Genomic DNA, 13,319 nt, shown 5'->3' on the forward strand with positions numbered 1-13,319 from the left:
CGCCGGAGCGGGCCTCAGTGGATGGTTTGGTGCACGGCGGGCAGCAGCCGTCCGCTGGAGCCCCGGACGATGAGTTCCGTGTTGACATGCACCAGGGACGGTTTTTCGTCGGATTCGCCGTCGAGCTTGTTCAACAGGAGTGTGGCCGCAGTGGTGCCGCACGTTCCTAAAGGGGAGCGAACGGTTGTCAGGGGCGGTGTGGTGAAGTTGGCTCCGAAAATGTCATCAAACCCGATAATGCTGATCTGGTCAGGCACTGCAACGCCTCCTGCCTGCAACTCCTGCATCAATCCGATGGCGAGAAGGTCGTTGTAGGCCATGACCGCCGTCGCTCCACTGGCCAGGACCTCGCGGGCGACCTTCCGGCCGCCATCCAATGTTGGATTAACTGTTTCCAGCCTTACTGCATCCAGCCGTGACCAGTCGCAGGCCGCTTCGACGCCTTCCCAGCGGCGGACCGACATCCATGATTTCTGCGGGCCGCCCAGATAGGCGATGCGGTGATGCCCTTGTTCGGCCAAGGCCCTGACAGCAGCACTTATCCCGGCGGTTACGTCCGGGACCACGCAGGAAACGCCGTCGACTTCCCGGTTCATCACCACGAGAGGTTTGATGGCCGCAAGCATGCGGATGTTGTCATCATCCATGCGGGGGCTTGCCAAAATCAGCCCGTCGACCGTCGCCTGCATCCTCAGCGCCGCCTTGAGCTCGGTGTCGGCCGACTCGGACGATTCGGCCATCATCATGGTGTAGTTCCGGGTGATCGCGGTGGACTGCGCGGCCCGGATCATGTCAAAGAACGTCGGGTTGGTGATATCCGTGAGAATGAGCCCCAAAGTTTCCGAACGGCCCGTGCCCAGGGCCCGCGCGTAGGGGTTCACCTGGAATTGCAGTTCCTCCGCCGCGTCCTGGATAGCTTTCTGGGTCTTCGCGCTGACGCGCCCAGGCTTGTTCAAAGCCCGCGAAACGGTGGAGGGATTGACCCCGGCAGCTTTGGCAATGTCGTAAATCGTAGGTCTTGACCTGACCTGTGCTGCACCCTCGGTGGGTGCCGGCCCGCCGCTGCTCATGCCAGGAGCGCCTGTTCGTTTTGGCCACGCTGTATCTCCAGAAGGCGATGCCGGTCCGCGCGGCGCTTCTCCTGGCGGTCCGGGTCGGGCACCGGGGACGCGAGGAGAAGCCGCTGGGTGTAGGGATGTTCGGGGTCGGTGGTGACGACGCCGGCAGGACCTTGTTCGACAATCCCGCCGCGGTACATCACGGCCACGCGGTGGCTGATGTGGCGGACCACGTCCAGGTCGTGCGAGACGAACAGGTAGGAGACGCCGGTGTCCCGCTGGATCTGCAGGAACAGGTCCAGCACGCGTGCCTGCGTGGACAGGTCCAAGGCACTGACGGGTTCGTCGCAAACGATCAGTTTGGGTGCGAGGGCCAGGGCGCGGGCGATGGCGACGCGCTGCCGCTGGCCGCCACTGAACTCCCGGGGCAGGCGGTGAATCGCATCCGAGGGCAGCCCCACCTGGTCCAGCAGTTCCTTCACCCGCTTCTTCGCCGCCGCGGAGTCCATGCCCTGGACACCGAGGGGCTCGGCAAGGATGTCCCCGATTTCCAGGGCCGGGTTGAGCGAGGTGTAGGGGTCCTGGAAGACAACCTGCATGTCCCTGCTGAGGACCCGGCGTTCCTTACGGCCGGCGTGGCTGATGTCCTTGCCCTCGAAGACGATTCCTCCCCCCGTGACAGGCGCGAGGCCCAGGACGGCCCGGCCCAGGGTGGTTTTGCCGGATCCGGACTCCCCCACCAGGCCCAGGGTTTCACCCTGGCCAATGGTGATGTTGATGTCCGTCAGGGCCCGGAACGGCCTGGAGCGCCAGCCCTTGCCCCGGTACTCCACCACGAGGTCCTCCACCCGGAGGAGTTCGGCGCCCGCCGGGCTGGCCGGGACGCTGGAATTGGGGATGGATGCGCTCACAGTGCTGCTCCCTTCGGGCTGGCGGAGACGAGCATGGTCATGGGTTCCTTGCCTTCGAGCATTGAGCCAAGCAGCGTCTGCGTGTACTTCTCTTTCGGATTGCGCAGGATGTCCCTGACCGGGCCTTCCTCCACGAGCCGGCCGTTCTGCATCACCACGACACGGTCGCAGAGGTCCGCCACCACACCGAAGTTGTGGGTCACCAGGATGACGCCGACGCCCAGGCGCCGCTGGAGGTCGCGAAGGAGGTCCAGGACATCGGCCTGGACGGTGACGTCCAATGCGGTGGTCGGCTCGTCGGCGATGATCAGGTCCGGTTCGCAGCTGATCGCACCCGCGATGAGCACCCGTTGCGCCATACCGCCGGACACCTCGTGCGGGTAAGAGTCAAAAGTCCGTTGCGGATTAACAATCCCAACGTCGGCCAGCAGTTTCAGCGCCCGCTTCCGCGCTTCCTCCTTGGAGATGCCGAGCACGCGCACCATCGGTATGACCAACTGGTAGCCAATGGTGAACGCCGGGTCCAGGTTGCTCATCGGCTCTTGCGGGATGTAGGAAATCCGCTTGCCCCGCAGCCTGGACACCCGGGCCTGATCGACCTTTTCGTCACCTGGGTGCACGGTGTAGCTGCCGTCGAACTGGATGGAACCGGCCACGATGCGAGCCGCCTCCGGCAGCAATCCGAGGATCGAGAAGGCAGTCTGGGACTTGCCCGAGCCGGACTCGCCCACGATGCCGAGAATCTCCCCGCGCTCAACATGGAACGAGACGTCATCCACCACCTTCTTGACCGTCCCGTCGGCCTGCGGATAGCCGATGGCGAGGTTGGTGACTTTGACCAGGTGGTGCTCAGTCCCGGAAGCCACGGCGGCCACGGACTTACGGGACGGGCGCCCCATGGCGCGGGCCGTCGTCGTACCCTTGTTTGCGCCCGCAGCGGGTTTCCTGCGGTGCCTGATCTTGTCGCCGTCTTCGAGGGCGTCACGGATGGCGTTGCCGAGCAGGACGAGGGCTCCGATGGTCAGGGCCATGGCAAGGGCCGGCCAGAACAGCAGCGTCGGCGTGAGGTAGACGTTCTTGAATCCTTCGCTGAGCATGACCCCCCACGTCGCCTTGGCCGGGTCCCCCAGGCCCAGGAACTCCAGGCCTGATTGGATGGCGATGGCAACCCCGGCAATCGCGGCGGTCTGGATGATGATGGGCGCGCGGACCACCGAGAAGATGTGCCGCGCGATGATGCTCAGGTCCGACAGGCCGGAGACGCGGGCCGCGTCGACATAGAGCTCGTTGCGGACCGACTGGACGGCCGACCGGGTGAGGCGGAAGTAGGAAGGGCTGATCAGGATTCCGAAGGCGACCATGGCGATCCAAACTGACGGCCCAAAGGCTGCGCGGATGGTCAGCAGCACGATCAGGCCGGGCAGGCTCATAAGAATGCTGACCACCCAGTTCGAGACGGCTTCGAACTTGCCTGCGTAGTAGCCGGCCAGCAGGCCGGAAGGCAGGCCGATTCCGATTGCGACGGCGGCGCACAGCAACGCGGAGAGCAGCGTCAATCGTGCGCCAAACAGCAGGCGGCTCCACACGTCGCGCCCGGCACTGTCGGTACCGAGGATGTTGACGGCGTCCGGAGCCGCAAGGGTCTTGGAGATATTGGCGAAGTTCTCCTCGAACGGGGCCAGGACATCGGCGAAGGTGGCCAGCAGGGCGATGCCCAGCAGGATGGCCATCGCCAGAATGCCCAGGGGGTTCCTGAAGAGGCGTTTGAGAACCGTTGACCGGACCACGGTTCCGGTCTGGCCGGTTGCGCCGGGCGCGGGCGTCAGCGCCGATGTTTCTACGGACTCGGTCATGAGGCACGGACCTTAGGGTTGAGCCAGCCGTTTGCCAGGTCTACCAGGAGGTTGACGACAATCACGACGGCGACTGTGTACATAACGACGCCCATCACCACGGGCTGGTCGTTCTGGGCGGTCGCGGTGACAGCGAGCGGGCCCATTCCCGGGAGGGCAAAAATGGATTCGAGGATGACGACGCCCCCGAGCATGTTGACCAGTTGCAGGCTCAAGACGGTGAGGCCTGCCGGTGCGGCGCTGCGAAGGACGTGCTTGAACAGTATTTCCTTTTCCCCGATGCCACGGCTCCGGAGGGTCCGCACGTAATCGCGTTCCAGCTGCTTGATAACGGCGCTGCGGATCTGCTGCGCGCCACCGGTCACACCATTGATCAGCAGTGCGACGACCGGGAGGGTCAGGGACAACACCCAGGCGTCGGCTCCTGCACCCGGGGAGATCGTGCTCGTCGCAGGAAAGATCTGCAGCTGGATTGCCACGGCGGTGACCAGGAAGATGCCGATGACGAACCCAGGGATGGAATCTCCGATGACCGCCCCGACCTGTACCGTCCGGTCCACCCACCCCCGCTTCACCGCAGCTGCCACGCCTACCAGGGTGGCCATGATGGCGATCAGGATCATTGCCGTGAAAACCATGACCATGGTGACGGGGATCCGGGTCGAAAGGGAGGCGGCCACCGGTTCAGAGGTAAACCATGAAGACCCCAGGTCTCCGCGCAAGGTGTCAGCGATCCAGGTGCCGTAGCGGACAATAACCGGTTGGTCGAGTCCGAGCTGGGCCTCTTTCAGTGCAACCTGCTCAGGGGTGGCCTGATCTCCCAGGATGTTCCGGGCGATACTGCCGCTGGAGGCATGCAGGAGAAAGAAAGTCAGTGCCGACACCGTGACAAGGACAATCACGCCGCTGCCAAGGCGCTTAAGAATGAATGGGATCATTGCTGGTTCTCCGTCGAACTGGCGGGCGCTCACCGTGTCCGGCGGCGGCTTTCGGCGGCCGGACACGGTGGGTGGCTTGAAAGGGGTGCTACTTGGCGGGTGAGTAGTTGTAGATCGACGGAACAGCCTGCTGGATCTGCGGCGTGACGTTGACCTTGTCATTGTGGTAGTACATCTGGTTGATCCGGAACAGAGGAGCGAACCATGCTTCCTCGACGACGTACCGGTTCACTTCCTGCGCCAGCTTGGCCGAATCTCCGCCGCCCTTCTGGACGGCGTCGATCTTCGCCTGCAGTTCCGGCGTGGTGTTCTTGAAGGGGTTGTAGAAGGCCCGGGTTGAGGCAAGCTGGTTGATGGCTACCCACGGTTCGCCCTGGAACAGGGAGAAGTACATGCTGGTGTACTTCTGGGCGGCGACATCGCTGGGGAAGCTGGGACCGGACCATCCAACGGCGTTCAAACTGATTCCCACATCAGCCAACTGCTGCTTCAAGACGTTGATTTGCGTTTCGAACGCCGGTACCAGCGGAACGTCCAGGACGACTCCGGATTCGTAGCCGGCTTCCTTCAAGAGGGCCTTTGCCTTGGCGGGATCATAAGGGTACCTGTTTTCCAGTTCGTCCAGCCAGGCGCCGCTATCCTTGCCGAAGGGCTGCGACGTCGGAGTGCCTTGGCCCAGCAGGACCTGGTCCAGGATCGTCTTGCGGTCAAACGCGTAATTGATGGCCTGCCGGACGCGGACGTCCTTCAACGCAGGGTTCTTGGTGCCGTCCCGGTCGAACAGGATAAGGCCCTGCCAATCCACCTGGTTGCTTTCGAGCTTCATCCTCGCGCCCTCGGCCTGTTTGCCCGTCTTGGGGTCAAGAATCGCAGCATCCACTTGACCTGAGACGAGGGCGTTGGTGCGTGCCGTAATGTCGGTCAGAACTTTGTACGAGACCTTGCTGAACTTCTGCAGGTCCTTATTCCAGTAGCCCTCCCGGGCGTTGAATACGGCCTGGGAGTTCTTCACGGTGGAAGCTTTGTCCATCACGTAGGGCCCACTGCCCACAGACTCGGTTTTGATGGCCTCGGTTTCGAGGGCCTTGGGGCTGCCCATCAGGCCGGCTGCCTGGCTCAGGTAATACTCCAGGGCCGGATCCGGCGCCTTGAGGCCAAGCTCCACAGTGTCAGCATCCACGACCTTGGCTTCCGAGACGGAAGCCAGCTGGGACATTTGCGGACCATTCGCCTTCTTGAAGTGATCGATATTGGCTTTGGCTGCCTCAGCGTCGAACTTGGCGCCATCGCTGAAAGTAACATCCGTCCGCAGGTCAACGGTCAGGACCGTCTTGGTGTCGTTGTACTTCCACGCCGTCGCCAGCATCGGGCTGAGCTTGCCGTCCGGTTCGCGGAGCAGCAAGGAGTCGTACGCGATCTGGTAAGGCTGCAGTGCGTTACCTACGCCCGCCTGTGCGGGATCCCAGGAGGTGACGTCCTGCAGTGCGCCCAGGGTCAGGGAAGTAACGGTGGGCTTTCCGGGGGCCGCGCCCTGCGCACTGCCGCTGCTGCTGCCGCCGCAGGCGGTAAGCGCCAGTGCGGCGCTGAGAGCGACGGCAGTTGTTGCCGCCATGGGACCTAACTTCATTGTTGGCTCCTAAGAATCGTCACTGATTGCTTGTTCGGTGCCTGATCCGGCAGGGGCACAAAAGCGTGGTCTGCCCCTTCTGACAACCGGTTGTCAGGCTGGTTGCATTAACAATGGCGGCGGTGCGGCCATTCAGGAATCCAGCGATTCATCTACCTACTATTCACGAGGCGAATACCAGGAACTTGTAAAAGCTGGGCGGTGGACGCTGCGGGGTAAACCCCCGCCTGACACGAACAGGGACCTCCCCCAGCAATTTGCCGGAGGAGGCCCCTGTTCCGCGCCGCAGCGCTGTTCAGCTCAGGTATGGATGAGCGGCGCCACCCGGGGTCCGCGGAGAAGGACGGCCAGGAGCGCCCCCGCGCAGGCAACACCGAGTGCACCGAGGGCCACGCTGAGGTTTCCCAGGGCGCCGGCTGCCACCCCAATGACGATGGGGGTCAGGAACTGCCCGATGAACAGAGTCCCGGTCCAGATTCCCGTCCCGCGTCCGCGCTGCTGGTATTCGAGTCCGTTCACTGCCCAGGTCAGGAGGGTGGGCAGCAGGACACCGGTTCCCGCGCTGGCAACCACCGCTCCCGTAATGGCCAGCGGCACGTTGCCGGCGATGGAGACGAGGAACAGTCCGACGGCGGCCAGCCCGAACGCCAGTGCCAGCAGGTTTCGCGTCCCCAGCTTCGCCAGAAAGCGGAAAGAGATGGCGCCCGCTGCTGTGGCGAGGGAGGCGATGGCTGCGGCGAGGCCGATGAGCGCTGCGTCGGCAACGCCCAGGCCGGTGATGACATATGGCAGGTGCACGATGAGGGCGTAGAAAACAATCCCGCCGAATAGCGTGACGGCAGCCGGGGCGCCGATCTGCCGCCAGGGCACGGGGGTCCTGGCCGCCGGGTTGCGCTGGGTCTTGTCGGGCTCCCAGAGCTTAAAGACCATGGGGACGACAATCACTGCGCTGGCGGCGTAAAGCCAGAACGGGGTCCGCCAGCTGATGCTGCCCAAGGCGCCGCCCAGGGCAAAGAAGGCGGTCGCGGCGAGCGCGCTGACCATGGTCTGCAGCCCCAGGTACTTGTTGCGCTGCTCGCCGGCGTAGTAGTCGGTGAGGAGGGTGGTGCAACAGGTCATGATGGCGGCTTCGGCTATGCCCACGCCTACCCGGGAAAGGGCGATCGAGGCCAGGGAGCCGAGCCATAGCGGCGCCGTTCCGAACACGGCATATGCCAGCATCGCGAAGACCAGCAGCTGCTTGCGGCCCACCCGGTCCGCCACCCATCCCGCCAGGGGAGAAAACAGTGCCACGAACAGGGCGGGCAGGGTAAGCGTGAGCGGGACCAGAATGGCTACGCCGGGGGTATCGGCAAAAGCCTGGTTAAGCGTGGGCAGGACCGGTGCCAGCAGGACCGCCCCGAGGACCGGCATGCAGCTGCCGGCCACCAGGAGGGCCGCCTGCAGCCGTCCTGCCCTGGGCTGCTCCGAAGGTCCCGGCGCCCCATTCCGGGCAGCACCCGTGAGCTGAATATTCTCCATTGAATCTTCCTTAGCCTGTTCATGGTCACGGAGGGACCGGTGCCGCCTGGGCACCGAAAGTGACTTCCCTCACTGTGACGATCGTTGGGCCATCCGGGAATCACGGATTTGGCATAGCTGGTATCCACGGGACGGATGGGCAGAGCGACCCGGACAAGACCTCCCTGCCCGTCTGCCGGCCTACTCCTCCGCCGGGGCGTTCAACTCCGCCCGGGTGGGAGGGTTCGCGCCCGGACGGGACACCGTGACGGCCGCCGCCCTGGCTGCATGCTCAAGGAGTTCAGCAAGCCCTTCTGCCGGCAGGTCCCGAAGCTCCGCGCGGTTCTGGGCGCCATCCAGTTCCCGGTCCACCAGGCCGGACAACAGTGCGGCCATGAAGGAGTCGCCGGCCCCCACGGTATCCGCCACCTCCACCTTGGGGGCCGCGACTGACGCTTCCCCGGACCGGCAGACACCCCATGGCCCTTCCGCGCCCCGGGTGACCACCACCATCGCAGGGCCTTCGGAGCCGCCCAGCGCCAGCCATTTGCGCGCCGAATCCAGCACGTCCTGTCCCGGATAGAGCCATTCCAGGTCCTCATCCGAGGCCTTCACCACGTCGGCAAGCGTCACGAACTTTTCTGCCTGCCGGCGCGCGAAGTCCACATCCGTGACAATACTGGGCCGGCAGTTGGGGTCGAAGCTGATGGTGGCAGACGGGTGGGCGTATTCGACGGCGGCCAGCACCTCGGTTGCCCCGGGAGCCAGCATCGTGGCAATGGACCCCGTGTGCAGCAGGGTGGTGCCCTGCAGCATGAAGCCCAGCCGGTCAGCGATGCCCGGGAGCTCCCAGGTGAGGTCGAACGTGTAGGTGGCGGCGCCGTCGTCGTCAATCAAGGCGGTGGCCACGCTGGTAGGCAGGTCGTCCGGCGGCACCGGAAGCATCACCGAACTGGCGCGCAGGTGCACGGCCACCGAGTCCCCGTAGGCGTCCCGGCCATAACGGCCGATGAACTGCACCGGGTGGTCCAGCCGGGCCAGGCCCACCGCAACGTTGAGTGGGCTGCCGCCCACGTGGGCCTCGATGCCGGAGGCGCGCTGGACAACGTCAACAAGGCCTTCGCCGATAACTGTGAGCATGCTCATACTCTGCCAGAAACGCGACAGCGTCAGCAGTTCGTGTCAGCGAAGCAACCGGCCAACCAGTTCCCGGCACGTGAGATACGCCGCCGCCGTCACGTCAATCAGCGCGAAGTGGTCCCCCGGCACCATGACCAGCCGGGCCGGCACGGGTCCCGCCTGGCTGGCGTCAACATAGGTGGCGGACACGCTCAGGGGGACGTCTTCGTCTTCCTCGCCGTGCACGGCGTGGACGGGAATGTCCAGCGGCAGCGCCGACATGGGATCCGCGCACCGGTGCCGTTCCGGAAATTCCGACGACGGCCCGCCCAGGAAGTTGGCCACCGCACCGTTGCTGAGGTTGAACCGTTCGGCCTCGGCCAGGTTGAGGACGCCCGACTGGCTCACCACCCCGGTGAGTCGGACGCCGTCGTCAATGTTTTCCACGGGGCCGTCTTCCGCCGGCCCAGGCGCATCCAGCCGGCGCCTTCCCGCCGCCCAAACTGCCAGGTGCCCGCCGGCGGAATGGCCCAGCGCCACCACTTTGCCCAGGTCCAGCGCGTGTGGTTCTGCCAGGTCGGCCAGCTTGTCGATGCCCGCAAGGATGTCCTGGAAGGTGCCCGGCCAGCCGCCACCGTTGCCGGCACGCCGGTACTCCAGGTTCCACGCAGCCATGCCGTGCTCCGCCAGGTCCTGCGCCAGCGGTTCCCCCAGTTCGGCACCGTATGTGGAGCGCCAGTAGCCGCCGTGGATCACCACCACCACGCCGCGGTGTTTCCCACCCTCGGGAAGGTCGGGGAGGAACAGCTCGCCCCACTGGCTGCGGTCCGGCCCGTACTCATAGCGGTAGCGTCGCGTCACACTGGCCCACTTTATAGGTTGAACCCGGCAGCCGGGCCCCGGATTTCCGGCCGCCGCCCGCCTAAAAGTGGGCCAGAGGCGCGTGGTGCGTGACGCCGTGGCCTTCTGCCGTTTAGCCGCGCGCATGTCTGGGGACGCTTCCTGACATGGAAAAGCCTGAAGTGACCACGCAGGGGTCCACCGTAGAAGAATGGACGCGCGCGCTGGCGGAGTCGACGGGTTCACCGGGCGGAGGGGCGGGGACAGGGCTGATGCTCGCCGTGGCCGCTTCCCTGACGTCCATGGTGGCTGGCTACAGCGAGGACGACGGCGGGGAACCGGCACGGATACGGGCGCGGGCACGCGCACTGCGTGAGGAAGCCCTGGGCCTGGCAGATGACGATGCGTCCGCTTCCAAGGCATTCGGCGCCGCCTTCCGGCTGGAGCCCGGCCGGGAGCGTGACGAAGCGATCCGCCGCGCTTCCGTGGATGCCGCGGCAGCCTCTGCCGTCCTTGGCGAGCGGGCCATTGAGGCCATTGACGACCTCGCCTGGCTGGCAACCAAAGGCAACCGGTCCCTGGTTGCGGACGTCGTGGTCGCGTTCGGCGCCCTCCGCGCCGCTGTGGCCGGGGCACGCACCAATGTCAGCTTTGACCTGGGATCGCTCCGCTCGGCGGGTACCAGCCTTGATCAGGTCCGGGAGCAGCAGCCGGAGCTGTGGGCCGCCGTCAAGAAACTTAACGACGCCATGGACCGCATCGACGAACTGACGGCTGCGATTGACAACCGCGCCGCGCCCACCGACGCTGCCTGACTTTGTACTGCACCGGGGGCAACGGGCCGCCAAAAGCCTTCGAAACGCTTTAGGGTAACCGAAAGTTCCCTCTTATTTAGTTCCTCTATTGACTGGACTTCCCGCTTGACCTGCGCTTATGGTGGACAGCATTGCTTGCAGGAGCCATCTCTGGGGGGAGGCGTACTAAGTGAAGTCAGAGCTCGATGCTTGGGCGTTCCTCCGACCCCTTCTGCTGGCCGTAGCAGCCGTTGCATCCTGGATGGTCCTCTCAGCTGCCAGCGCATCCGCGGACTCTTCCACTTCACGTGATTCCCTTCTGGGAACCGTTGGGTCCTCACTAAGCTCAGCGACCGCCGCTGTGACCCACCAGGCGAAAGATGTCCTGGATCCGGTGGAAGCAGGACTGGGCGGTGACTGGGCGGAGGCCCCCGCCTCCACCGTCCCAACGCTCGTCACGGTCCCGTCCCTCCGCCCGGTCGTGGAGGATGCCAGCGCCCTGGCCGACCACGTTGTGCAGGCTGTTCCGGTGATCAACCAGGTAGTGCCGGGTGGCACCGTGGCGGCAGTGGTCGACCCCGTCGTTGGCACTGTGGATGGCGTCGCCGACAGTGCCCTTGGGACCGTTGTTCCCTTGGCCAGCAGAGCCCTCGAACCCCTTGACCCCGTCCTTGAGCCGATCATCAGCGCTGCGCCATTGCCCGTGACTGTCCCGGAAGTAGAGCCCGATGCGGCTCTCCCTGCGGTCACGGATGTCATCGACTCGACTGTATCCGGGGCCGCGTCGGCGGCTACTGTTCCTGCTGTTACTGAACTGCAGCAGCTGGGCGATCCGGCGGCTGCCCAGCCTGGTGAAGCGGCGGCGGACACCGCTGGGGCGGGTTCCGCCCGCGCCCTCAGCTCCAAAACCTTGCACGGCAAGGAGCCGGCCTGTGACGCCCGGATGGACTCCGAGGCGGCGCTTCCGTTGCTGTCCGAGTCCAGCCCGGAAGACGCGCCGGTACACGGCTCGTCGGATGCACTTCCCGCCACACCGGGCGCCACCACGGGCGGAAGCAGCTCGTCCAGCGGCGGTTCGGCGATGCCTGCATGGCTTAGCCCCCAGCACTTCGTAGTCCCCGCGGCCGGTACAGCCGCCGTCCAGGGCAGTCTGCTCGCCACCCCCGCGCCGGTGTCATTCGACCCCGGATCATCTCCTGACTAGTTGAGGCCTCTCCGCATCCCTCTGCGGAAACGAGCCATTTCCGGGCTAAGCAGTAGGCCCAATACAACTTTCAGGAGAACTCCAATGACGCATCGCAACATCCGCAGGTGCCTGCTCGGCACCGCTTTCGCAGGCGGCCTTTTGGCTTTTGGTGGCGTGGCTGCCACCGCAGCGGACACCACTTCCGGGGCTGACGGGCTCCTGTCCGGCACCCAGGTGGTAGCCCCCATCAACATTCCCATCAACCTCGGCGCCACCTCACTGGGCCTGCTTGGGGACTCCGCCGCGAGCGTTGAAGGCGCAGGCACGCCCGCAGCGGTACCAGCCCCGGCATCCGCCGCCTCCACCAGCGGAGCGGAGGGGATTCTCTCCGGAACCCAGATCGTCACCCCGGTCACCGTTCCGATTAACCTCGGCGCCACCTCATTGGGCCTGCTCGGCGACTCGGCCGCGGGCGTTGAGAACACCAGCGCCCCTTCACCCGCTCCGACCCCCACAGCTTCCACGAGCGGCAGCGACGGCGTCTTCTCCGGAACCCAGATCGTCGCCCCGATCAGCGCACCGGTCAACCTCGGCGCCACCTCACTGGGCCTGCTCGGCGACTCGGCCGCGGGCGTTGAGAACACCAGCGCTCCTTCACCTGCTCCGACCCCCACAGTTTCCACGAGCGGCAGCGACGGCGTCTTCTCCGGAACCCAGATCGTCGCCCCGATCACCGCACCGGTCAACCTCGGCGCTACTTCGCTGGGCCTGCTCGGCGACTCGGCTGCGAGCGCTGAAGGCGTAGGCACCCCCGGTACCGCTTCGGCGCCGGCATCTGCTCCGGCACCCGCCGCCTCCACCAGCGGAGCGGACGGGATTCTCTCCGGAACCCAGATCGTCGCACCGATCACCGTTCCGATTAACCTCGACGCCACGTCAGTAGGACTACTGGGTGACTCTGCAGCCAGCACGGAAACTAGCGCGCCCGTTGCGGCACCAGCCCCGGCACCCGCCGCCACCAGCGGCAATGACGGAATCCTCTCCGGAACGCAGGTCTTCGCACCGATCACCGTTCCAATCTCCCTGGGCGCCACCTCAGTCGGTGTCACGGGCGATACGACAGCCATGGTAGTGAACCCCCCGGTCGTCACCTCGCCGCTCGTCACTCCCCCCGTGGTTAATCCCCCGGCCGTCACCTCGCCGGTCGTCACTCCCCCGGTAGTCACCCCGCCCGTCGTCACCCCGCCCGCAGTGACCCTTCCGGTCGCGGCACTCCCGGCAAGCCAGCCTTCGGCAGGTAGCTCTGAAGTCCGCGCAGCAACTACGAACGCTGCGCCGACGTCGACGGGCTTCTCTTCCGCCCCAACCGTCCTTGCCAACACAGGCGTCGATACCGGCATGTTGATGGTGGGCCTGCTGCTCCTTGCCTTCGGAGGAGTGCTGACGCTGGTCCTTCGTCGCAAGCGGAGCTAATCAGTCCAGGGCTGTGGCCT

11 protein-coding genes are annotated in these 13,319 nt (G+C 65.4%); 3 read left to right on the forward strand and 8 right to left on the reverse strand.

Going from position 1 to position 13,319, the window contains the following annotated elements:
* Nucleotides 1-14 precede the first annotated feature (14 nt).
* The 8 genes from QFZ57_RS04225 to QFZ57_RS04260 form a co-directional block, all read right to left on the reverse strand.
* Nucleotides 15-1,070, reverse strand: coding sequence for a LacI family DNA-binding transcriptional regulator (locus QFZ57_RS04225; RefSeq protein ID WP_306898212.1), 1,056 nt, complete (start codon nucleotides 1,068-1,070; stop codon nucleotides 15-17).
* Nucleotides 1,067-1,969 carry an ATP-binding cassette domain-containing protein gene (locus QFZ57_RS04230; RefSeq protein WP_306898214.1) on the reverse strand — a complete coding sequence of 301 codons (903 nt, stop codon included), beginning with the start codon at nucleotides 1,967-1,969 and terminating at the stop codon, nucleotides 1,067-1,069. The genes QFZ57_RS04225 and QFZ57_RS04230 overlap by 4 nt, the downstream gene beginning before the upstream one ends.
* Nucleotides 1,966-3,822: a dipeptide/oligopeptide/nickel ABC transporter permease/ATP-binding protein gene (locus QFZ57_RS04235; protein ID WP_306898216.1), complete on the reverse strand. Its 1,857-nt coding sequence runs from the start codon at nucleotides 3,820-3,822 to the stop codon at nucleotides 1,966-1,968. Before QFZ57_RS04235 ends, QFZ57_RS04230 begins: the two co-directional genes overlap by 4 nt.
* A complete protein-coding gene (locus QFZ57_RS04240; RefSeq protein ID WP_306898218.1) occupies nucleotides 3,819-4,760 on the reverse strand; it encodes an ABC transporter permease in 942 nt (313 codons plus the stop codon). Before QFZ57_RS04240 ends, QFZ57_RS04235 begins: the two co-directional genes overlap by 4 nt.
* A gap of 88 nt (nucleotides 4,761-4,848) precedes the next feature.
* On the reverse strand, nucleotides 4,849-6,372 hold the full coding sequence (locus QFZ57_RS04245; protein ID WP_306898220.1) for an ABC transporter substrate-binding protein: 1,524 nt from the start codon (nucleotides 6,370-6,372) through the stop codon (nucleotides 4,849-4,851).
* Nucleotides 6,373-6,687: 315 nt separating this feature from the next.
* Nucleotides 6,688-7,908, reverse strand: a complete 1,221-nt coding sequence (locus QFZ57_RS04250; protein ID WP_306898222.1) for an MFS transporter — start codon at nucleotides 7,906-7,908, stop codon at nucleotides 6,688-6,690.
* Nucleotides 7,909-8,088: 180 nt separating this feature from the next.
* Nucleotides 8,089-9,027 carry a carbohydrate kinase family protein gene (locus QFZ57_RS04255; protein WP_306898224.1) on the reverse strand — a complete coding sequence of 313 codons (939 nt, stop codon included), beginning with the start codon at nucleotides 9,025-9,027 and terminating at the stop codon, nucleotides 8,089-8,091.
* 42 nt (nucleotides 9,028-9,069) lie between these two features.
* Complete coding sequence (locus QFZ57_RS04260; protein ID WP_306898226.1) at nucleotides 9,070-9,867, reverse strand: alpha/beta hydrolase; 798 nt, start codon at nucleotides 9,865-9,867, stop codon at nucleotides 9,070-9,072.
* 146 nt (nucleotides 9,868-10,013) lie between these two features.
* Between QFZ57_RS04260 and QFZ57_RS04265 the strand changes: the two genes are divergently transcribed.
* The 3 genes from QFZ57_RS04265 (at nucleotide 10,014) to QFZ57_RS04275 (ending at nucleotide 13,299) form a co-directional block, all read left to right on the forward strand.
* Nucleotides 10,014-10,661, forward strand: a complete 648-nt coding sequence (locus QFZ57_RS04265; RefSeq protein ID WP_306898228.1) for a cyclodeaminase/cyclohydrolase family protein — start codon at nucleotides 10,014-10,016, stop codon at nucleotides 10,659-10,661.
* Nucleotides 10,662-11,001: 340 nt separating this feature from the next.
* Nucleotides 11,002-11,844 (forward strand): hypothetical protein, encoded by an 843-nt coding sequence (locus QFZ57_RS04270; protein ID WP_306898230.1) that lies wholly within the window; start codon nucleotides 11,002-11,004, stop codon nucleotides 11,842-11,844.
* Nucleotides 11,845-11,928: 84 nt separating this feature from the next.
* Complete coding sequence (locus tag QFZ57_RS04275; protein ID WP_306898231.1) at nucleotides 11,929-13,299, forward strand: DUF320 domain-containing protein; 1,371 nt, start codon at nucleotides 11,929-11,931, stop codon at nucleotides 13,297-13,299.
* The last annotated feature ends 20 nt before the right edge of the window (nucleotides 13,300-13,319 follow it).

Origin of the sequence: Arthrobacter sp. B1I2 (assembly GCF_030816485.1) — a bacterium.
Classification (GTDB): domain Bacteria; phylum Actinomycetota; class Actinomycetes; order Actinomycetales; family Micrococcaceae; genus Arthrobacter.